Genomic DNA, 20622 nt, shown 5'->3' with positions numbered 1-20622 from the left:
AGGCGCCGGGTCCGGCCCGACCGGGTCGCCGCCCGGGGCCCGTCCAGGTCGCACACCCCGGCGCGATCGGGGACGCTGGAGGCATGAGCAAGCACACCCTCACCATCACCCTGGAGGCCGACATCACCGACGAGGACGCCCTCGTGGAGTCGGTCGAGCAGGACACCCCTGACGACTCGCTGTCCCCGCACGACATCCGCGAGGAGGAGCGCGCCGCCTCCAGCCTGGTGGCGGGCGTCTCCAAGGCCCTCAAGGACCTCTCGGTCCCCGGGGTCGAGATCAGCCAGCCCAAGGTCGAGGCCCGCGACGCCTGAGCGCTCCCCCACGCTCGTGCCTCTCCTCGTGACGCGGGCGTGCCTCTGGCGACGCTCGTGTCACAGGATGAGGCACAGGCGTGCTCAGGCCTGGGGCACGAAGACCCGCCGGTGCGCGGTGACGGCGTCGAGGATCCGCTTCTCGCGCGCCTGCCAGACCGGGTCCGGGCCGCCGGAGATGAGGTGCTTGCGCACCATCGCCAGCTCCCCGCTCTCGTCCTGGAAGGCCTCCATCGCCTTCTCGGCCTGCTTGCCCCCGACACCGCCGGCCCAGCGGCGCGCCCGGCGACGCTCGCCGGGGCTGGCGAGCATGGCGACCTCGGCGGGGGTGTACCACCCGGCCATGCCGTAGGTCGTGAGCGCGTCGCGCATGAGCCGGGACTCGCGGTTGCGGGCCCAGCGCAGCAGCAGCAGGAAGGCGATGAAGAGCGGGACCTGGACGACGAGGAAGAGCACGAGGTAGTGCTCCGAGGCGGCGACCGCGCTGTAGTTGAACAGCGCGTGCAGGAAGACCGCGCACGCCAGACCGACGAGCACGACCCAGGCGGAGCTGGCCCGGCGTCGGTGGGCGACCAGCCCGAGCGCCAGGCCGGTGCAGACGGTGAACATCGGGTGGGCGAACGGGCTGACCAGGCAGCGCATGATGAACAATCCGACCAGCCCGGGGGCGCCGGCCTCGAGGAAGGTCTGCCCCAGGTAGAGGATGTTCTCCACGAAGGCGAAGCCCGCGGCGACGATCCCGGCATACACGATGCCGTCGGTGACACCGTTGAACTCCCGCCTGGCGAAGAGGAAGATCAGCAGCACGCCGAGTCCCTTGGCGACCTCCTCGGTGAGCGGGGCCACCAGGACGGCGCCCGCGACGAGCGGGTCGGCCCCGGTGCCCGCGAGGACCGCCACCCCGAGCTCGTTGAGCAGCAGCGCCGCGAGCGTGGAGATCAGCGCGCCCCAGAGGAAGGCGAACCACAGCAGGCGTGCGGGCTCGGCCTCGAGCCGGTCGACCCAGATGAAGAGGGGTATGACGATGCCCAGTGCGAGCGAGGCGCTCAGCATGCCGAGGATCGCGGCCTGCAGCCCGACCGTCGTGGTGACGATGAGGGTCATGGCCAGCGCGGCCAGCCCGAAGACGCTCACCACCGCGCTCCAGAGCAGCACGCGACGGATGACCGGGCGCCGCGTGGCGTTGGGCGGCGTCGGCCCCTGCGGCTGCTGGAAGGACATCACCTGGTGCCAGTCCCCGGACGTGCCGGGGGCGCCGCTGCCGGCGGAGGAGCCGGGCAGGGAGCTGCCCGGCGGCGTGGGCTGGAAGACCATGGGCCTGAGGCTACCGGGACACGAGCGCCTACCCTGGATGCCGTGAGTGGTGAGCGGATCGTCTGGATCGACTGCGAGATGACCGGCCTGGACACGGTCGCGGACGCGCTGGTGGAGGTGGCCTGCCTCGTCACCGACTCCGAGCTGACCGTGCTCGGTGACGGCGTCGACGTGGTGATCCGGCCGCCGGACGAGGCGCTGGAGCAGATGGGCGACTTCGTGCGCACGATGCACACCGACTCCGGGCTCCTCCCGCTGCTGGAGGACGGCATCACCCTGGAGGAGGCGCAGCGCCAGGTCCTGGAGTATGTCCGTGCGCACGTCCCGGAGGCGCGCAAGGCGCCGCTGGGCGGCAACACGGTGAGCACCGACCGTGCCTTCCTCGCGCGCGACATGCCCGAGCTGGACGCGCACCTGCACTACCGGATCGTCGACGTCTCCTCGATCAAGGAGCTGGCCAAGCGGTGGTACCCCCGCGCCTACTACATGGCCCCCGCCAAGACCGGCGGCCACCGCGCGCTCGGCGACATCCGGGACAGCATCGCCGAGCTGCGCTACTACCGCGAGGCGCTCTTCCGCGAGCTGCCCGGGCTGGACTCGACCACGCTCAAGGAGATCGCGGCGCGGCACACCGAGGGCGCGGCGCCGGCCTGAGCCGACGCCCCCGCGGCATACCCACCCCGAGCACGACGAAGGCCCCGGCACGATTGCCGGGGCCTTCTCTCGGGGTGAGCGACGGGGTTTGAACCCGCGACCCTCGCGACCACAACGCGATGCTCTACCTGCTGAGCTACGCCCACCATGCTGCCTGCGGGCGAGCCCGGGCAACGCCGACCATCGTAGCGCCTCCGGGGTGTGCCCGAGAAACGCGGCGGTCATCAGGAGCGTGGACGCGGGGACGGCTCAACGCCGCGAGGGCTCGCGACCCTCCAGCCCGGGCTCCTCCCCCGCGGCCTCGAGGTCCGCGGCGGCCTGCATGCGCGTCTCCCGCGCCTCGCGGACCACCTCGGCCTGCTTGGCCTCCTTCTTCTCCGTGCCCTCCACGTCGCGCGGCGGCAGCAGGATCTCGTCCTCGGCCGCCATCCCGGCGGCGAGCTCCTTGCCGCGCTCGATCTCGGCGTCGAGCTCGGCCCCCATGACCAGCGAGGTGTTGATCAGCCAGACCATGAGCAGCAGGATGATGACACCACCGAGGGCGCCGTAGGTGGCGTTGTAGCTGCCGGCGTTCATGGCGTAGACGAAGAAGCCCGCCCCGGCCAGGATCGCCATGATGACGGCGAGGATCGCGCCCGGCGCGAGCAGGCGGAACTTGGGCTGCCGGACGTTGGGGGTGCCCCAGTAGAGCAGGCTGACGATGGTCATGAGGATGACGAGGATGACCGGCCACTTGGCGATGTTCCAGACCATGGTGGCGGTCTCGTCGAGGCCGACGAGACCGAAGATCGCCTCGGACAGGGTGCCCGAGAGGGTCACCGACAGCACGATCGTCATGAGCATGAGCATCACCAGGACGGTGAGTGCGAGCAGCCACGGTCGCAGCTTCCAGATCGGCCGTCCCTCGTCGATGCCGTAGACGGTGTTCATCATCCGGCTGAAGGCGTTGACGTAGTTCGACGCCGACCAGAGGGAGCCGAGCAGACCGACGATGAGCAGGATGCCCGCGCCGCCCGAGCCGCTCATGCTCGCGAGGTAGTCCTGCACCGTGGAGATCGTGGAGTCACGCATCCCCAGGTCGCTGCCCAGGTCGGCGATGGCCTCGTTGGTGGCGTCGCCCTGGCCGATGAAGCTCAGCGACGTCGAGATCGCCAGGATCATCGGGAAGATCGACATCATCGAGTAGTAGGTCAGCGCGGCCGCGAGGTCGGTCCCCTTGTCGCCCATGAACTCGGCAAAGGTGCGCTTGCCCACGACCTTCCAGTCCATCGTCGTGGCGCTCTTGTCTGCGTCGTCGTCACTCACGGTCGTCAGTCTGGCACGGCGTCGCGGCCGGGGCAGGGTGTCGGCGCACCCCTCTACGATCGGCGCATGGGTATGACGATCGCCGATACCCCGGGCCTGTCACGTCCGATGCGGGACGCGTTGGCGCTGGCCGGCTTCAGCACGCTCGCGGACCCGGACGGGCAGCCGCGCACCGCCGTCGCCGGGCTCCACGGGGTGGGCAAGGTCGGCCTGGCGCGGCTGAAGGAGGCGATGGGTGACGAAGGGCTGGCGCTGCGGGACGGGCACGCGGTCTGGAGCGCGACCGACCGCGGGGAGCGGCCGCTCGCCGGCAGCGGCGGCCGCACGGCGGAGGCGAAGACGACCCCGACCGGCGAGTCGCCCCGTGCCTGGATCGAGTCGCTCCCCTGGCCCAAGCGGGTGGAGCAGGGGCTGGAGCTGCTGGAGCTCTTCGAGGACGTCACCGGGGCACCACCCCGCATGTGGGGCCCGTCGATGGTGGGCTTCGGCGAGGCGCACTACCAGTACGCCACCGGCCGCGAGGGCGACACCGCCCGCGTGGGCTTCTCCCCCCGCAAGGGCGCGATCACCCTCTACGGCCTGCAGTCCTATGGCTCGCGCGAGGACCTGGTCGAGGCGCTCGGCAGGACGAGGCTCGGCAAGGGCTGCATCTACGTCAACAAGCTGGAGGACATCGACCTCGCCGCGCTGCGACGGCTGGTCGCCGCCGCCTGGGCGGGCTGAGGCAAGTACGTCACGCAGGAGCGGCGTGTCTCACGACGTGAGGACGAGCACGCAGGCTGCGCCAGGCGAGCATGAGACTCAGCAGCACCAGCGCGGCTCCGTAGACGCTGGCGTGGATCGCGGCGGATCTCAGGTCGCCCGCGCCCTCGACCCCGTGAGTGAGCAATTCTCTGATGGACCAGAGCGGCAGCAACTTCGCCACAGCGGACTCGGGGTCGACGATGGTCTGGAGCCCGACGACGGTGATCAGGACGAGCATTCCCTCGAAGTCCCGTGGGACGAGTCGAGCGATGAGCATGCCCAGCGGCACGGAGATCACCGCCGACAGCAGCAGCGCCGCCGTGATCGACCACGGGTTCTCCGGCGCCTGATCGGCAGCGATGAGCGCGGCATACACCCCACCGACCACCAATGCCACTATCACCAGCGCGAGGACCCGGCCCGCCAGCAGCGCGCTGACCCGGGCACCGGCCAGTCGAAGTCGCGGTTCAAGTGATTTGGCGCTGATCGTGGAGAACAGTGCGACCGTGCTCAAGGCCCACGCGAGACCCATGCAGGCGAACCGGATGCCCTGCCAGCTAGCGTCCCCCCGGCGAGCGCCATAGAAGACCAGCGGCACCAGAATGAGGAGGAGCAACGCCCATCGACGCCCGACAAGATCGCGCATGGTCATCTCCGCCGTCCGGAGGAAAGCGCTCATGCCGCCCTCCCCGCGCCGAGATCGAGCACCTCATCCACACGGTGCAGTTCTCGCAGCAGATGAGTGACCACGATCACTGCAGCACCGCCGGCGCACCATCTGTCGACCATGTCCCAGAAGTCGAGGTAGCTGCCCTCGTCGAAGCCTTGGTAGGGCTCGTCGAGCAGGATCACCTGCGGATCGCCGAGCACGGAGCAGGCCACATTGAGCTTCTGCGTCGTGCCGCCGCTCAAGTCGCCGACCTGCTTGGACGTCACCTGCCAGTCGAGGGAGGCCGCGAGGGCCCGACCGCGCCGACGGCTTCCCCGCGCCCTCAGGCCCCCGGCCGCCCCGAACCATGTGAAGTGATCGTCCGATGTCAGGAAGTGGCCGAGGTCCGCCTGCTGCGGGCAGTAGCCCACTCGCCCGGAGACCCTGACGATGCCTGCGTCCGGTGACAGCAGGCCCGCACAGATCTTGAGCACCGTCGACTTGCCGCAACCGTTGGCTCCGATGATTGCGAGGGAGCGCCCGGGCCGCACCTCGAACGAGACGTCGTCCAGCACCGCGTGCCGTCCGTAGGACTTGGTGACGCCACGTACCTCGATGAGCGGGTGCTGGCCCTCGGTCCCGGCGGGCTGTTGCATGGCGCCCCTCCTTCGTCTGCTCCCTGCAGACAGCACCTTAGATGAGGACGGCTGTCGGTGTCCTTCGCCGCGTCGGTTGCTGCCCCCCAGGAAACTTGCTCGGACACGGCGAAACCCCCGGTCAGATGTGATCTGACCAGGGGCTTCGTGAATCTAGGTGACAGTTCACCGCGATGTACATGTGGTGCGCCCACAGGGACTCGAACCCCGAACCCGCTGATTAAGAGTCAGCTGCTCTGCCAATTGAGCTATAGGCGCGCAACAGCGCAGAACTTTACCACCGGGTCAGCCGGGCGACGAAATCCGCGCAGGGCGCCCGAGGTGACCGTGGAATGTCTGCCGGGGCAGCACTTCGCCGGTCGGGGCGCGGGGGTGACCGTGGAAAGCCCGCCGGGGCCGGACTTTCCCGGTCAGCGCGGCGCCGGGGTGGTGTCGAGAACCAGGTCGGCGCGCTCGCGTGTGCCGTCGGCGCCGAAGACCTGCTGCTCCTGGTCCGCCCAGCGCTCCCAGTGCGGGCGGAACGTCTCGCGGTCGCGAGCGAGCCCCCGGCGCCGGCGCAGGCCCTCCTCCGCCTCGACCCACACCCGCACGTCGGCGTGCTCCGACGCCGGCCCGACGCTGGACCCGCAGCCCTCCACCACGAGCACCCCGCCGGGCTCCACCACGACCGGCACCGGCTCGGCGGCCCAGCGATCGGCATACCAGTCCCACCGCCGGTATGCCGCGCGCTCGCCCCGTGAGAGCGGCTCGAGCACCTGCTCGGCCAGCAGCGCGGGCGAGGCGGCCAGCCCGTCCCAGCCGGGGTAGAGGTCGTCCATCTGCACCAACGGGGCCCGCAGGTCGCGGGCCAGAGCCGTGGCCAGCGAGGTCTTCCCCGATCCGCTCAGACCGTCGATCGCGACCACCCGCACGTCTCCCCGCCGCGGCGAGGAGGCGTCCACGAGCTCGCGGACCCCTGCCACGTGACCCTCGTCGACGGGCACGCCGCGCAACGGCGGCTGGCGCAGCCCTGGCCCGCCTGCCGCGCGCCAGGCCACGTCCACGACCGAGGCGCACGGCAGGGTGTCCAGCTCGTCGAGCGGCACCCAGCGCACGTCGTCACTGCTGCCGTCACGCTCCACCCGCAGCTCGCCCGACACGACCTCGGCGCGGAAGACGACCTGCACGATCTGCAGCGCCTTCCCCGGCTGCCGGGCGCGGTCGTGCGGGGCGACGGCATACCCCTGGGAGGTCAGCAGCGGGCCGACCTCGACGTCGTAGCCGCTCTCCTCCCACACCTCCCGGACCACGGTCCGCTCCGGCGTCTCCCCGAGCTCGAGCCCGCCCCCCACGAGCGACCACGCCGCCCGGATCACGCGCCCGTCGTCGGTGCGTCCCCCCGACCAGTGCTCAGCAGGACCGCCCCATCGCGCTCCACCCAGGCGTAGCAGCCCACTCGCGTGTCCCAGTCCATCGCGTCAGCCTAAGCGCGCCGCCCCGCCCACCTCCCGCGACGGCTTGACCCATGCGTCAAGATGGACCCATGCGCGCCCTGATCAAGCCCAGCACCGGGCCGGGACTCGAGCTCACCGACGTGCCCGAGCCGCGCCCGGACCGGGCGAGGTCAAGATCCGGGTGCTGCGCGCCGGGCTGTGTGGCACCGACCTGCACATCGAGGCGTGGGACGACTGGGCCGCCTCGATGCTTGAGCCGCCGCTCGTCGTGGGCCACGAGTTCTACGGCGAGATCGTCGAGCTCGGCGACGGGGTGCCGACCGACGAGCGCTACGGCCTGCAGGTCGGGCATCGCTGCTCGGTCGAGGGCCACGTCGTCTGCGGCGTCTGCCGCAACTGCCGCGCCGGCCGGCGTCACATGTGCGTGCGCACCTCCAACCTCGGGGTCAACCGGGACGGCTGCTTCGCCGACTTCGTCGTCGTGCCGCACACCAACGTCTGGGTGCAGCCGGAGCTGATCGACCCCGACCTCGGGTCGGTCTTCGACCCGCTCGGCAACGCCGTGCATACCGCGCTGTCGTTCCCGCTGGAGGGCGAGGACGTGCTCATCACCGGCGCCGGACCGATCGGCGTCATGGCCGCGGCGATCGCCCGGCACGCCGGCGCGAGGTATGTCGTGGTCACCGATGTCTCCGAGGCGCGGCTCGAGCTGGCCCGCCGCGTCGGCGCCGACCTCGGCGTCGACGTCTCCGGCGACCGCATCGCCACGGCGCAGGAGCGGCTCGGGATGGACGAGGGCTTCGACGTGGTGATGGAGATGTCGGGCAACCCGCGCGCCATGGCCGAGCTCATCGACAACTGCACCCACGGCGCCAGGGTGGCGATGCTGGGCATACCCGCCGAGCCGTTCGCGATCGACTGGGGCAAGGTGATCTCGCACATGATCACCCTCAAGGGGATCTACGGCCGCGAGATGTACGAGACGTGGTACAAGATGACCGCCATGCTGCAGAGCTCGGAGCTGCTGCGCGATCGCGTGCGTTCGGTCATCACCGACCGCTTTTCCGCCGAGCGGTGGCAGGACGCCTTCGCCGCCGCCCGCGCGGGGCAGGGCGGCAAGATCATCATGGACTGGAGCTAGGAGCGATCAGATGTATGCCGATGTCAAGGACCAGCTGAGCGAGGAGCTCGCGCAGATCGAGGCCGACGGGCTCACCAAGGCCGAGCGGCAGATCACCACGCCGCAGTCGGCGCACATCGCGACGACGGCCGGCGAGGCGCTGAACTTCTGCGCCAACAACTACCTCGGGCTCGCCGACCACCCGGACGTCGTGGGCGCCGCGCGGCAGGCGCTGGACGACTGGGGCTTCGGGATGGCCTCGGTCCGCTTCATCTGCGGCACCCAGACCCAGCACCGCGACCTGGAGCGGGCGATCGCCGACTTCGTGGGCGCGCAGGACTCGATCCTCTTCCCGTCCTGCTTCGATGCCAACGGCGGCATCTTCGAGGTGATCTGCGGCAAGGACGACGCGATCATCTCCGACCAGCTCAACCACGCCTCGATCATCGACGGGGTGCGGCTGTCCAAGGCGCAGCGCTTCCGCTACGCCAACCGCGACACGGACGACCTGCGCACCCAGCTGCAGGCCGCGCGGGACGGCGGGGCGCGGCGGGTGCTCGTCGTCACCGACGGCGCCTTCTCGATGGACGGCTACCTCGCGCCGCTGGAGCAGATCTGCGACCTGGCCGAGGAGTTCGGCGCGATGGTCATGGTCGACGACAGCCACGCCACCGGCTTCGTCGGCGAAGGGGGCCGCGGGTCGCACGAGGCGTGCGGCGTCATGGACCGGGTCGACATCGTCACCGGCACCCTGGGCAAGGCCCTCGGTGGCGGCAGCGGCGGCTTCGTCGCGGCGCACCAGGAGATCGTCGACCTGCTCAAGCAGCGGGCCCGGCCCTACCTCTTCTCCAACGCGGTCGCCCCCTCGGTCGTCGCCGGCTCGCTCAAGGCCCTGGAGATCGCCCGCGACAGCGACGAGCCGCGCGCGCAGCTGCGGCGCAACGCCGAGCTCTTCCGGTCGCTCATGGGCGAGGCCGGCTTCGAGCTGCTGCCTGGCGAGCACGCGATCGTGCCGGTGATGTTCCCCGGCGAGGACGGGGCCCGCACGGCCAGCGAGGTCGCCGACGCCATGCTCGAGCGCGGTGTCTACGTCATCGCCTTCTCCTACCCCGTCGTCCCCAAGGGGCAGGCCCGGATCCGGGTGCAGCTGTCGGCCTCGCACTCCGAGGAGGACGTGCGCGCCTGCGTCGACGCCTTCGTCGACGCGCGCGACGCCGTGGGTTGACGTGGCCCCGCAGCGCGACGAACGAGAGGCCCTTCGCACGCTGGCGCGAGGCGTGTCGCACCGGGCGTCCCGCGGCGAGCTGGCGTTCATGTTCGTCGTGCTCGGCGGCCTGATGTTCGTCTTCCGTGCCGTGTGGGCCGACGATCCCGTGGCCGAGGCGGCGATCTTCTCGACGATCTACGCGACCGTCTTCGTGGTGATGTGGGCCTGGGCCGAGCGCCGCCGACGGGCCACCCGCTCCTCGGCGCTCGACGCCACCGAGGTGGAGCCGGGTGTCGTCACGGCCACGGAGCGCGGCACGGTGACGGTGCGGGGCGAGCGGCACGAGGTGACGTGGCGGCCCGACTCGACCTTGGGCCTCCGGGCCGGTCAGCAGGTCTGGGCCGCGCCGCGGATCGCGCCGGGCGAGTGGATCGTCCTGGTCCGGGCCGCCCGGTCCTTCGGTCTGACGCAGGACGTCGTCGGCAGCCGGTCTGACGCGGTCGAGGCCGCGGCGCGACCGGACGGTCATGCCGGCGCGCCAGGACGACGCAGGAGGTGAGTGTGAGCAGGCGAGACAGCGCGGACCCCATGTCAGAGGCGCAGGCCAGGCGGATCCTGCGGGCCGAGGCGCGACGCACGCGGCTTCTCCTCGCCCTCTCGGTCCTGTTCGTCCTCGGCCTCTATCTCGGCTTCGAGGTCTGGCTGCTCGGCCGGCCCCTGGGTGAGTCCCTCAGGTTCGGCATCGTGCTCCTCGCCGGGATCGGGTTGGTGCAGTACCTCTTCCTCGGGCCGGTCTGGGTCCGGCGGCCGGGAGGTCCGCTGGTGGAGGCTCGGGTCGAGCGGGTCGGGACTGCGGAGTCTCGTGGCGAGGTCGTCGTGCTGGCGCGGGGCGACGTCAGCGTGCGTGTGGTGATGCCACGCGGCACCTCCGGGTTCCGCCGCGGCGACACGGTGCTGGTCTGCCCCCGCCTGGACTACGGCAACTCCATGGGTCTGGTCGTCCCGGAGCACGTCAGCAGCACGCGTCCCGTCCTGACGGTGCGGGGCAGCGCCGCCTGAGCAGGCACGCCGGCATACCCCGCCAGCGCACGACCTGGCGGCCGCCGCACACCCCGGTATGCCCTGTCCGGGCGTCAGCGACGGGACCTGGGCAACGTTCTGCACCACAAGCACCCTTCTCGACGCTGCCTACGGTGCAGAGCCTTGCCCAGGTCCGTGAGCTGGTTGACATATACCCCCTAGGGGTATATGTTCGGGCCATGGAGCACGCCCGGCCTACGCAACAGCAGCACGACAGCGGCGGCCACGGCGGCCACGACGGCCACGACGGCCACGAGCAGCATGCGGGCCAGGGCCAGGGCCACGACAGGCACGAGCACCCTGCGAGCGAGGGTCACGGCGACCACGCGGGCCACGGGGGGCACGGCGATCACGTGGCGCAGTTCCGCCGCCTCTTCTGGATCATGCTCGTCCTGGCCGTCCCCACGGTGCTCGCGAGCGGGGCCTTCGCGCACCTGCTCGGCTACCACCTGCCCGACGCCGCTTGGGTGAGCTGGGTCTCGCCGCTGCTCGGCACGGTGATGTATGCCTGGGGCGGGCGGCCCTTCCTCACCGGGGGGATCGCGGAGCTCCGCTCGCGGCAGCCGGGGATGATGCTGCTCATCGGCATGGCGATCACCGTCGCCTTCCTCGCGTCGTGGGGGGCCACGCTCGGCCTGCTCGACGGCAGCCTCGACTTCTGGTGGGAGCTGGCGCTCCTCGTCGTCATCATGCTGCTCGGCCACTGGATCGAGATGCGCTCGCTGGCCGCCACGAGCTCGGCCCTGGACAGCCTCGCCGCCCTGCTGCCGGACGAGGCGGAGAAGGTCGAGGGCGACACCACCGTCACCGTCTCCCCCGCCGACCTCGAGGTCGGCGATGTCGTCGTCGTGCGCCCCGGAGCCGCCGTGCCCGTGGACGGTCGCGTCGTCGACGGCTCGGCCAGCATGGATGAGTCGATGGTCACGGGTGAGTCCACCCCGGTGCGCCGCGAGCAGGGCGACGACGTGGTCGCCGGGACGGTCGCGACCGACTCCGGCCTCCGCGTCGAGGTCACCGCGACCGGTGACGAGACGACCCTCGCCGGCATCCAGCGCCTGGTGAGCGATGCGCAGTCCTCCTCGACCCGCACCCAGCGGCTCGCCGACCGCGCCGCGGGCTGGTTGTTCTGGTTCGCCCTGGTCGCCGCGGTCGTCACGGCGATCGTGTGGTCGACGCTCGGTATGCCCGACTCCGCCGTCGTGCGGGCGGTCACCGTCCTGGTCATCGCCTGCCCGCACGCGCTGGGTCTGGCCATCCCGCTGGTGGTCTCGATCGCGACCGAGCGGGCGGCGCGCGGAGGGGTGCTCGTCACCGACCGGCTGGCGCTGGAGGCGATGCGCGGGGTCGACACAGTGCTCTTCGACAAGACCGGCACACTCACCGAGGGCGAGCCCCGGGTCACCGCCGTGGAGCCCGCAGGCGAGGCCGGCGAGGACGACCTGCTCCGGCTCGCCGCCGCGGCGGAGGCCGACAGCGAGCACCCGCTCGCCCGCGCGATCGTCCGCGCCGCGCAGGACCGCGACCTCGACCTGCCGCGCGCGGCCGACTTCTCCTCCTCACCCGCGGTGGGGGTGCGCGCCACCGTGGACGGGACGACGGTGCAGGTCGGTGGCCCCTACCTCCTCGAGCAGGAGGGACTCGACGAGCTGCCGGTGGCCGACGCCTGGCGGGAGGAGGGCGCGATCATCCTGCACGTCGTCGTCGACGGCGAGGTCGCCGGCGCGCTCCGGCTCGCCGACGGCGTCCGCGAGGAGTCCCGCGAGGCGGTCGACGCGCTGCACGCGCAGGGCGTCGAGGTCGTCATGATCACCGGTGACGCCCGAGCGGTGGCCGAGTCGGTCGCCGGCGAGCTGGGCATCGACCGGGTCTTCGCCGGGGTCCGCCCCGAGGACAAGTCGGACAAGGTCGCCGAGCTGCAGGCCGAGGGCCGCACGGTGGCCATGGTCGGCGACGGCGTCAACGACGCCCCGGCCCTGGCCCAGGCCGACGTCGGTCTCGCGATCGGCGCCGGCACGGACGTGGCCATCGGCAGTGCCGGGGTCGTCCTCGCCGGCTCCGACCCGCGGTCGGTGCTGTCGGTGATGGAGCTCTCCCGCGCGAGCTACCGGAAGATGACGCAGAACCTCTGGTGGGCCGCCGGCTACAACCTGGTCTCGGTCCCGCTCGCGGCCGGGATCCTCGCCCCCGTGGGCTTCGTGCTCCCCATGAGCGTGGGCGCCATTCTCATGTCGGCCTCGACGGTCGTCGTGGCGCTCAACGCCCAGCTGCTGCGGGGGCTCGACCTCTCCCCCGAGGCGAGCGCCGGCCGGGTGCGCGAGCGGGCCTGATCACGCAGCCGCGGCGCGGCCCCGCATACCGCTCAGCTGCGGTTGAAGACCCGACGCAGGCTGCCGAGGGTGACCGCCAGGACGGCGACGCCCCCGAGCACGGTCGCGAGCCGGTCGAAGCGCGGGTTGCCCTCGGCGTCCATGGTCGCGTCGTTGACCTTGCCCTTGAGCGACGCGACCGCGTTGGCCTTGATGGTGTCCGGGCTCACCCGGTAGGTCAGCTCGTCGACGGTGCGCGCGAGCCGGCTGCGGGTCGCCGAGATGTCGGCCTCGATCTCCTTGACGGAGCGGGCAGGCTGCTTGTTGGCCATGTGGTGAAGTCCTCGGGTCGACGTGGTCGTGCTGTCTGCTGAGACGATAACTTAGGCCTGCCCCGTTGGTGACGTCGAAAGGACCCCCGTGCCCCGCCTCGAGCCTGGCCAGCCCGCCCCCGCCTGGACCCTGCCCACCGCCGACGGCGGCGAGCTGAGCCTCGCCGACCTCGCCGGCCGCAAGGTCGTCCTCTACGTCTACCCCGCCGCGATGACGCCGGGCTGCACGACGCAAGCCTGCGACTTCCGCGACAACGAGGCGGTCTTCACCCGCGAGGGGTATGCGGTCGTCGGCGTCTCCCCCGACCCGGTGGGCAAGCTCGCGACCTTCGCCGAGCAGGAGTCGCTCGGCTTCCCGCTCGTGTCCGACGAGAGCAAGGAGATGCTCACCGCCTACGGGGCCTACGGCGAGAAGCGGAACTACGGCAAGACCGTCGTCGGCGTCATCCGCTCGACCTTCGTCCTCGACGAGGAGGGTGTCGTCGAGGTCGCGAAATACAACGTGCGCGCCAAGGGCCACGTCGCCTCCCTGGCCAAGCAGCTCGGCGTCGAGCTGCCGGGAGCCGGCTGAGGGTATACCTGTGCGCCTGGTGGTGCGCTCGCTGGTGACGCAGGCGTCACCATGGCGACGCCCAGGTCACAGGGAGCCGCACCAGCGTGCGGTGCGCTCGGCGGGACTCGAACCCGCACACCCACAAGGCACAGGAACCTAAATCCTGCGTGTCTACCAGTTCCACCACGAGCGCGTGAGGGACCAGCCTAGCCAGCCGCGTCGGTCACCACGTGCAGCCCGGTGCTCGGTATGCCCGGGGTCAGGACCCGCCAGCCGAGTCCCCACGAGCGGGCCTCGGCGAGCACCGTGGTGAGGAGGTCGGCGGTCGTGAGGCAGAGGACCGTCGGGCCGGCCCCCGAGACGACGGCTGCGTGCCCGAGGGCCCGCAGGGTGTCGACCGCCCCCATCGTGACGGGGTATGCCTGGCGCCGCTGCTCCTGGTGCAGCCAGTCGCTCGTGGCGTCGAGCAGCAGGGTGGGGTCGCTGGTCAGCGCGTGCACGAGCAGCGCGGCCCGGCCCGCCTGCCGCACCGCGTCGGTCCGGGGCACCGTGGGCGTCAGCACCGCGCGGGCGGTGGCCGTGTCGAGGCGCTGCCCCTCCGGCAGCAGCACGACCGGCACGACGTCGCGGTGCAGCGGGGGCCGCGCGGTGCGCACCACCTGCGCGCTGGGCATCCACGACACGGTGAGCCCGCCGTGGACGGAGGCGGAGGAGTTGTCGGGGTGCCCCTCGGCGACTCCGGCGTGCGTGTTGACGAGGCCCAGGTCGGCCTCGGTCAGGTCGCCGCCGCGCACCAGCGCGAAGCCGAGCCCCAAGCCGCCCACGATCGCCGTCGCCGAGCTGCCCATGCCGGCGGCCATCGGGATGGTGTTGGCGCAGGTCAGCCGCAGCCCAAAGCCGTCGAGCCAGCCGACCCCGCACGCCTGCAGCGCCTCCCGCAGCCGGGTCGCGACGAGGTGCCGCTCGTCCGCGGGCAGGTCGCCCGCCCCCTCGCCCGCGAGCACGAGCTCCAGGGCGCCGGGCTCGGGGAGGACCTCGACGGCATACTCGTCCCAGATCCCGAGGGCCAGCCCGACGCTGTCGAAGCCCGGGCCGAGGTTGGCGCTGCTGGCCGGCACCCGCACCCGGGCGGTCGCGCCGGGGGTGAGCGGCGCCATCACTCCAGCCCGAGGGCGTCGGCGACGCTGACGACGTCGACCGAGACCCGCACCGGGTCGACGTCGCTGCCGTCGGCCCCCTTCAGCGCCCACTGCGGGTCCTTGAGCCCGTGCCCGGTGACCGTGCACACGATCGTGGCGCCGGCCGGGACCTGCCCCGCGGCGTGCCGCTTCAGCAGCCCGGCGACCGAGGCGGCCGACGCGGGCTCGACGAAGATCCCTTCGCGCGAGGACAGCAGCCGGTGCGCGGCGAGGATCTCCTCGTCGGTGACGGCGTCGACGAGCCCTCCCGACTCGTCGCGGGCCGCCTCGGCCTGCTCCCAGGAGGCCGGGTTGCCGATGCGGATGGCGGTCGCGATGGTCTCCGGGTCGTCGACCGGATGACCCTTGACGATCGGTGCGGCCCCGGCGGCCTGGAATCCCCACATGCGCGGTCGGCGCGTGGCGGGGGCCGTGCCGCCCGCGCCGGGGGCCTGCGGGTCGGCATACTCGCCGTAGCCCTTCCAGTAGGCCGTGATGTTGCCGGCGTTGCCCACCGGGAGGCAGTGGATGTCCGGGGCGTCGCCGAGCGCGTCGACGACCTCGAAGGCGGCGGTCTTCTGCCCCTCGATGCGGGCCGGGTTGACCGAGTTGACCAGCTCGACCGGGTAGGCCTCGGCCAGCTTGCGCGCGAGCGTGAGGCAGTCATCGAAGTTGCCCTGGACCTGGATGAGCGTCGCGCCCCCGGCGATGGCCTGGCTGAGCTTGCCCATCGCGATCTTGCCGTCGGGCACGAGCACGCCGCACTCCATCCCGGCCTTCGTGGCGTAGGCCGCGGCGCTCGCGCTGGTGTTGCCGGTCGAGGCGCAGATGACGGCCTTCGCGCCCTGCCGCGCGGCGTCGCTGATGGCCGCGGTCATCCCCCGGTCCTTGAACGAGCCGGTGGGGTTGAGGCCCTCGTACTTCACGTGCACCTGGGCCCCGACGAGCTCACTGAGGTGCTCGGCCGGGATGAGCGGCGTCCCGCCCTCGCGCAGGGTCACGACCTGCTGGGTGATCGAGGCGGGCAGGCGGTCGGCATACTCGGCGATCACGCCGCGCCACTGGTGGGCCATCGTGGGGTGTCTTTCGTCGCAGGTGACCACGGGTCAAGGGACAAGGGTATGGGGTCGCGCGCCCCGTCCTGCACCTCACCCGGGAAGCGACCACGCCCCACTGCGGGAGTGACCACGGCCTGGCACGACCGTCATCGCCGACGTTGCTGATGACGGTCGTGCTATCCCGACCACGGTCCGGCGTCGGGGCCGAGCAGGGCCTCCAGGTCTCGGGCCAGCGTCCGGAAGGCCTCGCCGCGGTGTGAGATCGCGTGCTTCTCCGCAGCCGTGTGCTCGGCGAGGGTGCGGCCGTCCGGGCGGACGAGCAGCGGGTCGTAGCCGAAGCCGTTGCTGCCGCGCGGCTCCCGGCCGAGCACGCCGCAGCACCGGCCCTCTCGGACCCACTCGGTCCCCGGCACCTGAGGGCTGGCGCCCCCGGCGGCGACGACCTCCTCGGGGGTGCGGCGATCGGGCAGCACGAGCGCCGCCGCACAGACGAACTCCGCCCCACGGTGCTCGTCGGGCACGTCGGCGAGCTGGGCCAGGAGCAGATCGTTGTTGGCCTCGTCCTTGCTGCGGCCGGTGGCCTCGCCCAGCGGGCCGGACCAGCGGGCGGAGAAGATCCCCGGCGCACCGTGCAGCACGTCGACGGCCAGCCCGGAGTCGTCGGCGAGCGCGGGAACGCGCGTGGCGGCTGCGGCATACCGGGCCTTGAGCAGGGCGTTCTGCCCGAACGTGACGCCGGACTCGACGACGTCCTCGAGCCCGGGGAAGGCGTCCAGCCCGACGAGCTCGAGCCCGGCCCGGTCGAGCACGCCCGCGAGGATGTCGCGCAGCTCGCCCACCTTGCCCGGGTTGCGGGTGGCGAGGACGACCTGGCCAGGACGGTCCGCGCCCGAGGTGGGGTCGCTCACCACGTGGGCGGGCCCTGGTCCACGTCGGCGCCGGCCTCGTGGCTGTCCGACCCGGCCATGTCGTCGGCCCCGAAGGCGGCGGCCTGGCGGGCGGTCAGCTCGGCGCAGCCCTCGGTGGCCAGGTCCAGCAGCGCGTCGAGCAGCTCGCGGTCGAAGGGCGTGCCCTCGGCGGTGCCCTGCACCTCGATGAAGCGACCGTCGCCGGTCATGACGACGTTCATGTCGGTCTCGGCGGTCGAGTCCTCCGGGTAGTCCAGGTCGAGCACCGGCTCACCCTCGACGACGCCGACGCTCACGGCCGCGACCGAGCCGGTGATGGGCTCGGCCTTCTTGGCGATGAGCCCCTTGGCGCGCGCCGTCTCGACGGCGTCCACGAGCGCGACGTAGGCGCCGGTGATCGCCGCCGTGCGGGTGCCGCCGTCGGCCTGCAGCACGTCGCAGTCGAGCTGGATCGTGTTCTCCCCCATGGCGTCCAGGTCGACGACGGCGCGCAGCGAGCGGCCGATGAGCCGGCTGATCTCGTGCGTCCGGCCCCCGAGCCGACCCTTGACCGACTCACGGTCCGACCGGGTGTGCGTGGAGCGCGGGAGCATGGCGTACTCCGCCGTCGTCCAGCCCTTGCCGCTGCCCTTGCGCCAGCGCGGGACGCCCCCGGTGAACGACGCGGCGCACAGCACCCGGGTCTTGCCGAACTCCACGAGGACGCTGCCCTCGGCGTGGTCGAGCCAGTTGCGGGTGATCCGGATCTCGCGGAGCTGGTCGGCGCTACGGCCGTCGTGGCGTGAGGTCATGGCAGCCAGGGTAGGCGCTCGACCCCGCTCCCCCCACCGAGCGCCGCCAATGGTTGCCCTCAGCCCCACCGAGCGCCGCGAATGTTTGTCCTCAACCTCACCGAGCGCCGCGAATGGTTGCGTCAGCCGTTCCGCTCGTCCCGCCACGCGAGCCAGGCGTCGAGCTGGTCGAGCGGGTGGTCCGGGCCGCTCGTGGTGACCGTGACGAGCCGTGCGCCCTCGGCATACAGGTCCTGCGCCGCCTGCCCCGGCCCGGGACCGTCGAGCGCGCCGCCGGCGACCGACACCTGCGGGTATGCCGCGTGCTGCGGCCGGATCTGCACGCCGAGGCGGACGGGGCGCTCAGGGGTCTTCGATATGCGGCCCAGCGTGGCACGGCATACCGTCGGGAGCATGGCAGGCGAGAAGAAGACGCAGGGCGACCCAGGCCCGAGCGTCAAGGACCCCGAGGTCTACGAGGCGGTGCGCGAGGACGGCGCGAGCAAGGAGAAGGCGGCGCGGATCGCCAACGCCGCGGCGAACTCCTCCCGCTCCGAGGTCGGCGAGCGCGGCGGTGAGGCCTCCGACTACGAGGACCGCACCGTCGAGGAGCTGCGCGAGCGGGCCGCCGAGCTCGACATCGAGGGCCGCTCCTCCATGACCAAGGACGAGCTCATCGAGGCCCTGCGCGAGCACTGAGCCGACGCGCACAGGAGCAGGCCTGCCGACCGGCGGGCACCGTCACCCCCGGGCGTGGTCCCCGAGGTCGACGGTGAACCACGGCAGCAAGGCCTGGGTCAGCGGGCCGATGGCCACGGCATACACCACCGTGCCCAGGCCGACCACGCCGCCGAGCAGCCAGCCGAGCGCGATGACCGTCACCTCGATGCCGGTGCGCACCAGCCGCAGCGACCACCCCGTGCGGCGCGCCAGCCCCGTCATCAGCCCGTCGCGCGGGCCCGGACCGAGCTGGGCGCCGATGTACATCGCGCTGGCGACCCCGTTGAGCAGCACCCCCGCAGCCATGAGCGCGCTGCGCTCGACCCAGCCCTCACCCGGCGCCACGACCCACAGCGTCGCGTCCGCCGCGAGGCCGACGAGGAGGGCGTTGGCGATGGTGCCGAGCCCTGGCGACTGTCGCAGCGGCACCCACAGGAGCAGCACGAGCACCGACACCGCGATGATGATGACGCCGAGGCTGAGCGGCACGTGCCGGGCGACGCCTGGTGCAGCACGTCCCACGGCATGTTGCCGAGCACGCCGCGCACCATGAGAGCGATCGAGGCGCCGTAGAGGGCGAGCCCGACGAGCAGCTGCGGGATGCGGCGACCGAGCCGCCCGGCGCGCAGCTGCTCGACCGGACCGAGCGCGGCGAGCTGGCGGCGCGGGTCGGCCGCGCGGCGCCGCGCGCTCGTGACGGCCCGGGAGTTCTCCACGTGGGTGAGGATGCTCATACCTCCAGGGTGGGCGCAACTGGCTATGCGATCCATAGCCACTTACGAGCCGGTGGACACGAAGTGGCTATGGACGAGAGGGCCACCTGTCGAACACAGTGGGGGTATGCCCCGCGTCCTCACCGCCCGCGCCGTCGCCGACCTCGTGGCGCCGGCGCTGGCCGCCGAGTCGTCCGGGCCGGCTTATGGCCGCCTCACCGAGGCGCTGCGGCACCTCATCGCCGACGGCCGGCTGCCCGAGGGCAGCCGGCTCCCCTCCGAGCGGGACCTGCCCGGACCCCTGGGCCTCAGCCGGACCACGGTCACCCGTGCCTACACCGAGCTGCGCGCCCAGGGCTACCTGCACACCCGCCGGGGATCGGGCAGCGTGGTCCAGGTGCCGGACGTGCCGGGCGGGCGCATCGACCACCTGCTGACGCCCTCGGCGCTCAGCGACGGCGCGATCGACCTGACCTGCACCGCGGCCGGTGCGCCGGGTGGCACCTCGGAGGCCTACGGGCAGGCGCTGGAGGAGCTCGGGGCCTACCTGCCCGGCACCGGCTACTACCCCGGCGGCCTCCCCGTCCTGCGCGAGGTCGTCGCGGAGCGGTTCACGGCACGTGGCCTGGCGACGACACCGGACCAGGTCATCGTCGCGCCGGGGGCCCTGGCCGGAGTGGCGATCGCGGCTCGGGCGCTGCTGGCGCCACGGGGCCGGGTGCTCGTCGAGACGCCCACCTACCCCAACGCCATCGCCACCCTGGAGGGCGCCGGTGCGCGCACCGTGGCGCACCCGATCGAGCACGCCCACGACGACTGGGACGTCGCAGGGCTGGGCCGGACGCTGCGTCAGAGCGGGGCGCGCGTCGCCTACCTCATCCCCGACTTCCACAACCCCACCGGCGCTCTCATGCCGGCTGGGCAGCGGGCCGAGATCGGCCGGATGCTGCGGGCCGCGGGCGTCGTGCCGATCATCGACGAGTCGATCGTCGACCTGCCGCTCGACGGGCAGGTCGTCCCTGAGCCGCTGGGCCGTCACGTCCCGGACGCGATCACCGTCGGCAGCGTGAGCAAGTCGCTGTGGGGCGGGCTACGGGTCGGCTGGCTGCGGGTGCCTCGGGGCCGCGCCGCAGACATGGCGGCGAGCCGGCTCAAGCTGGACCTGGGGGTGCCGGTTCTGGAACAGCTCGTCGCCGCACGGATGCTGCAGGCGGCGCCCGAGGTCCTTCCGCAGCAGCAGGCCCGGCTCCGGGCGGGCCGCGACGTCCTGCTGGCCGGGCTGCGCGAGCACCTGCCCGACTGGCGGGTGCGGGTGCCGAGCGGCGGCATGGCGCTGTGGTGCGCCCTGCCGCGCCCGGGATCGACCGCGCTGGCGACCGCGGCGCGGGCCTATGATGTCGCGCTCGCCGCCGGCCCCAACTTCGCCGCGGGCGGCGGGCTCGACGGCTGGGTCCGGCTGCCCTACGTGCTCGGCCACGACCAGCTCGAGCAGGTCGCACCGCGGCTCGCGCAAGCCTGGGCCGACGTGCTGGCGGGCCGGGTTAGCGCTGGCCGGGACGACCGGCGCGGACTTCAGCCGGTCGAGCCCCGCATCATCGCCTGACCCCC

Annotated in this window: 22 protein-coding genes, 3 tRNA genes and 2 pseudogenes; 11 read left to right on the top strand and 16 right to left on the bottom strand. The window is 72.4% G+C overall.

Annotated features, from left to right (window positions below; all coding sequences use genetic code 11):
* Positions 1–83: 83 nt before the first annotated feature.
* Positions 84–314: a hypothetical protein gene (locus BJF86_RS05815; protein ID WP_022924305.1), complete on the top strand. Its 231-nt coding sequence runs from the start codon at positions 84–86 to the stop codon at positions 312–314.
* Between the two features lie 84 nt (positions 315–398).
* Here BJF86_RS05815 and BJF86_RS05810 read toward each other — a convergent pair whose 3' ends face one another.
* Complete coding sequence (locus BJF86_RS05810; RefSeq protein ID WP_083652738.1) at positions 399–1628, bottom strand: PrsW family intramembrane metalloprotease; 1230 nt, start codon at positions 1626–1628, stop codon at positions 399–401.
* 42 nt (positions 1629–1670) lie between these two features.
* Here BJF86_RS05810 and orn point away from each other — a divergent pair, with 42 nt between their 5' ends.
* Positions 1671–2282 carry an oligoribonuclease gene (orn, locus tag BJF86_RS05805; RefSeq protein ID WP_075815006.1) on the top strand — a complete coding sequence of 204 codons (612 nt, stop codon included), beginning with the start codon at positions 1671–1673 and terminating at the stop codon, positions 2280–2282.
* A 73-nt stretch (positions 2283–2355) separates the two neighbouring features.
* Here orn and BJF86_RS05800 read toward each other — a convergent pair.
* Both BJF86_RS05800 and BJF86_RS05795 read right to left on the bottom strand, forming a co-directional pair.
* Positions 2356–2428: transfer RNA gene (locus BJF86_RS05800), tRNA-His, on the bottom strand.
* Between the two features lie 103 nt (positions 2429–2531).
* Positions 2532–3587: a YihY/virulence factor BrkB family protein gene (locus tag BJF86_RS05795; protein ID WP_237768095.1), complete on the bottom strand. Its 1056-nt coding sequence runs from the start codon at positions 3585–3587 to the stop codon at positions 2532–2534.
* 72 nt (positions 3588–3659) lie between these two features.
* Here BJF86_RS05795 and BJF86_RS05790 point away from each other — a divergent pair, with 72 nt between their 5' ends.
* Entirely contained in the window at positions 3660–4310 is a 651-nt protein-coding gene (locus BJF86_RS05790; RefSeq protein ID WP_075817313.1) for a DUF1801 domain-containing protein, read from the top strand.
* Positions 4311–4320: 10 nt separating this feature from the next.
* Here the strand turns inward: BJF86_RS05790 and BJF86_RS05785 are convergent, their stop codons facing one another.
* From BJF86_RS05785 to BJF86_RS16890, 4 genes are all read right to left on the bottom strand, one after another.
* On the bottom strand, positions 4321–5010 hold the full coding sequence (locus BJF86_RS05785) for a hypothetical protein (protein WP_075810814.1): 690 nt from the start codon (positions 5008–5010) through the stop codon (positions 4321–4323).
* Complete coding sequence (locus BJF86_RS05780) at positions 5007–5636, bottom strand: ATP-binding cassette domain-containing protein (RefSeq protein WP_075810815.1); 630 nt, start codon at positions 5634–5636, stop codon at positions 5007–5009. Before BJF86_RS05780 ends, BJF86_RS05785 begins: the two co-directional genes overlap by 4 nt.
* A gap of 182 nt (positions 5637–5818) precedes the next feature.
* Positions 5819–5894, bottom strand: a tRNA-Lys gene (locus BJF86_RS05775).
* A gap of 152 nt (positions 5895–6046) precedes the next feature.
* Positions 6047–6991, bottom strand: a complete 945-nt coding sequence (locus BJF86_RS16890) for an NUDIX domain-containing protein (RefSeq protein WP_083652736.1) — start codon at positions 6989–6991, stop codon at positions 6047–6049.
* 167 nt (positions 6992–7158) lie between these two features.
* Here BJF86_RS16890 and tdh point away from each other — a divergent pair.
* The 4 genes and pseudogenes from tdh to BJF86_RS05745 all read left to right on the top strand — a co-directional run bounded on the left by tdh (position 7159) and on the right by BJF86_RS05745 (position 10455).
* Positions 7159–8210, top strand: a pseudogene (gene tdh / locus BJF86_RS05760) (L-threonine 3-dehydrogenase).
* A 10-nt stretch (positions 8211–8220) separates the two neighbouring features.
* Positions 8221–9414, top strand: a complete 1194-nt coding sequence (locus BJF86_RS05755) for a glycine C-acetyltransferase (protein WP_075810827.1) — start codon at positions 8221–8223, stop codon at positions 9412–9414.
* A gap of 52 nt (positions 9415–9466) precedes the next feature.
* A complete protein-coding gene (locus BJF86_RS05750) occupies positions 9467–9955 on the top strand; it encodes a hypothetical protein (protein WP_075810828.1) in 489 nt (162 codons plus the stop codon).
* A 2-nt stretch (positions 9956–9957) separates the two neighbouring features.
* Positions 9958–10455, top strand: a complete 498-nt coding sequence (locus BJF86_RS05745; protein WP_237768094.1) for a hypothetical protein — start codon at positions 9958–9960, stop codon at positions 10453–10455.
* A 179-nt stretch (positions 10456–10634) separates the two neighbouring features.
* Here BJF86_RS05745 and BJF86_RS18730 read toward each other — a convergent pair whose 3' ends face one another.
* A complete protein-coding gene (locus BJF86_RS18730) occupies positions 10635–10820 on the bottom strand; it encodes a hypothetical protein (RefSeq protein ID WP_237768093.1) in 186 nt (61 codons plus the stop codon).
* A gap of 9 nt (positions 10821–10829) precedes the next feature.
* On the opposite strand from BJF86_RS18730, the gene BJF86_RS05740 reads away from it, so the two are divergent.
* Positions 10830–12803, top strand: coding sequence for a heavy metal translocating P-type ATPase (locus BJF86_RS05740; RefSeq protein WP_414819932.1), 1974 nt, complete (start codon positions 10830–10832; stop codon positions 12801–12803).
* 32 nt (positions 12804–12835) lie between these two features.
* Here the strand turns inward: BJF86_RS05740 and BJF86_RS05735 are convergent, their stop codons facing one another.
* Positions 12836–13114, bottom strand: a complete 279-nt coding sequence (locus BJF86_RS05735) for a DUF3618 domain-containing protein (RefSeq protein ID WP_022924315.1) — start codon at positions 13112–13114, stop codon at positions 12836–12838.
* 88 nt (positions 13115–13202) lie between these two features.
* Here BJF86_RS05735 and BJF86_RS05730 point away from each other — a divergent pair, with 88 nt between their 5' ends.
* Positions 13203–13685 (top strand): peroxiredoxin, encoded by a 483-nt coding sequence (locus BJF86_RS05730; RefSeq protein WP_075810831.1) that lies wholly within the window; start codon positions 13203–13205, stop codon positions 13683–13685.
* A gap of 92 nt (positions 13686–13777) precedes the next feature.
* Here BJF86_RS05730 and BJF86_RS05725 read toward each other — a convergent pair.
* From BJF86_RS05725 to BJF86_RS18120, 6 genes are all read right to left on the bottom strand, one after another.
* A tRNA-Leu gene (locus tag BJF86_RS05725) sits at positions 13778–13860 on the bottom strand.
* Positions 13861–13873: 13 nt separating this feature from the next.
* On the bottom strand, positions 13874–14824 hold the full coding sequence (locus tag BJF86_RS05720; RefSeq protein WP_075817307.1) for a homoserine kinase: 951 nt from the start codon (positions 14822–14824) through the stop codon (positions 13874–13876).
* Positions 14824–15918: a threonine synthase gene (gene thrC, locus BJF86_RS05715; RefSeq protein WP_075817305.1), complete on the bottom strand. Its 1095-nt coding sequence runs from the start codon at positions 15916–15918 to the stop codon at positions 14824–14826. Before thrC ends, BJF86_RS05720 begins: the two co-directional genes overlap by 1 nt.
* A 161-nt stretch (positions 15919–16079) precedes the next feature.
* Positions 16080–16811: a non-canonical purine NTP pyrophosphatase gene (locus tag BJF86_RS05710; protein ID WP_075817413.1), complete on the bottom strand. Its 732-nt coding sequence runs from the start codon at positions 16809–16811 to the stop codon at positions 16080–16082.
* Positions 16808–17602, bottom strand: a complete 795-nt coding sequence (gene rph, locus BJF86_RS05705; RefSeq protein WP_075817303.1) for a ribonuclease PH — start codon at positions 17600–17602, stop codon at positions 16808–16810. The genes BJF86_RS05710 and rph overlap by 4 nt, the downstream gene beginning before the upstream one ends.
* Positions 17603–17724: 122 nt before the next feature.
* The gene (locus tag BJF86_RS18120; protein ID WP_187345594.1) at positions 17725–17997 is read right to left on the bottom strand and encodes a hypothetical protein; all 273 of its coding nucleotides are present in this window, start codon (positions 17995–17997) and stop codon (positions 17725–17727) included.
* Between BJF86_RS18120 and BJF86_RS05695 the strand changes: the two genes are divergently transcribed.
* Entirely contained in the window at positions 17996–18280 is a 285-nt protein-coding gene (locus BJF86_RS05695) for a Rho termination factor N-terminal domain-containing protein (protein ID WP_075817301.1), read from the top strand. The genes BJF86_RS18120 and BJF86_RS05695 overlap by 2 nt on opposite strands.
* 42 nt (positions 18281–18322) lie before the next feature.
* Here the strand turns inward: BJF86_RS05695 and BJF86_RS16885 are convergent.
* Positions 18323–19035: pseudogene (locus BJF86_RS16885) on the bottom strand (YczE/YyaS/YitT family protein).
* Between the two features lie 106 nt (positions 19036–19141).
* Between BJF86_RS16885 and BJF86_RS05680 the strand changes: the two are divergent.
* Positions 19142–20617: a PLP-dependent aminotransferase family protein gene (locus tag BJF86_RS05680; protein ID WP_083652735.1), complete on the top strand. Its 1476-nt coding sequence runs from the start codon at positions 19142–19144 to the stop codon at positions 20615–20617.
* The last annotated feature ends 5 nt before the right edge of the window (positions 20618–20622 follow it).

This window comes from Serinicoccus sp. CNJ-927, from assembly GCF_001942435.1.
In the GTDB taxonomy this organism is placed as follows: Bacteria; Actinomycetota; Actinomycetes; order Actinomycetales; family Dermatophilaceae; genus Ornithinicoccus; species Ornithinicoccus marinus.
Note: the sequence above shows the minus strand (reverse complement) of the source record. Positions and strands in the feature narration are given on the sequence as shown.

Bases quoted from the DNA above. Each gene is read 5' to 3' on its own strand.
- BJF86_RS05815 (WP_022924305.1), top strand. From the start codon at position 84: ATGAGCAAGCACACCCTCACCATCACCCTGGAGGCCGACATCACCGAC.
- BJF86_RS05810 (WP_083652738.1), bottom strand. From the start codon at position 1,628: ATGGTCTTCCAGCCCACGCCGCCGGGCAGCTCCCTGCCCGGCTCCTCC.
- BJF86_RS05790 (WP_075817313.1), top strand. From the start codon at position 3,660: ATGACGATCGCCGATACCCCGGGCCTGTCACGTCCGATGCGGGACGCG.
- BJF86_RS05785 (WP_075810814.1), bottom strand. From the start codon at position 5,010: ATGAGCGCTTTCCTCCGGACGGCGGAGATGACCATGCGCGATCTTGTC.
- BJF86_RS05780 (WP_075810815.1), bottom strand. From the start codon at position 5,636: ATGCAACAGCCCGCCGGGACCGAGGGCCAGCACCCGCTCATCGAGGTA.
- BJF86_RS05755 (WP_075810827.1), top strand. From the start codon at position 8,221: ATGTATGCCGATGTCAAGGACCAGCTGAGCGAGGAGCTCGCGCAGATC.
- BJF86_RS05735 (WP_022924315.1), bottom strand. From the start codon at position 13,114: ATGGCCAACAAGCAGCCTGCCCGCTCCGTCAAGGAGATCGAGGCCGAC.
- BJF86_RS05720 (WP_075817307.1), bottom strand. From the start codon at position 14,824: ATGGCGCCGCTCACCCCCGGCGCGACCGCCCGGGTGCGGGTGCCGGCC.
- thrC (WP_075817305.1), bottom strand. From the start codon at position 15,918: ATGGCCCACCAGTGGCGCGGCGTGATCGCCGAGTATGCCGACCGCCTG.
- rph (WP_075817303.1), bottom strand. From the start codon at position 17,602: ATGACCTCACGCCACGACGGCCGTAGCGCCGACCAGCTCCGCGAGATC.
- BJF86_RS05695 (WP_075817301.1), top strand. From the start codon at position 17,996: ATGGCAGGCGAGAAGAAGACGCAGGGCGACCCAGGCCCGAGCGTCAAG.
- BJF86_RS18120 (WP_187345594.1), bottom strand. From the start codon at position 17,997: ATGCTCCCGACGGTATGCCGTGCCACGCTGGGCCGCATATCGAAGACC.
- BJF86_RS05680 (WP_083652735.1), top strand. From the start codon at position 19,142: ATGCCCCGCGTCCTCACCGCCCGCGCCGTCGCCGACCTCGTGGCGCCG.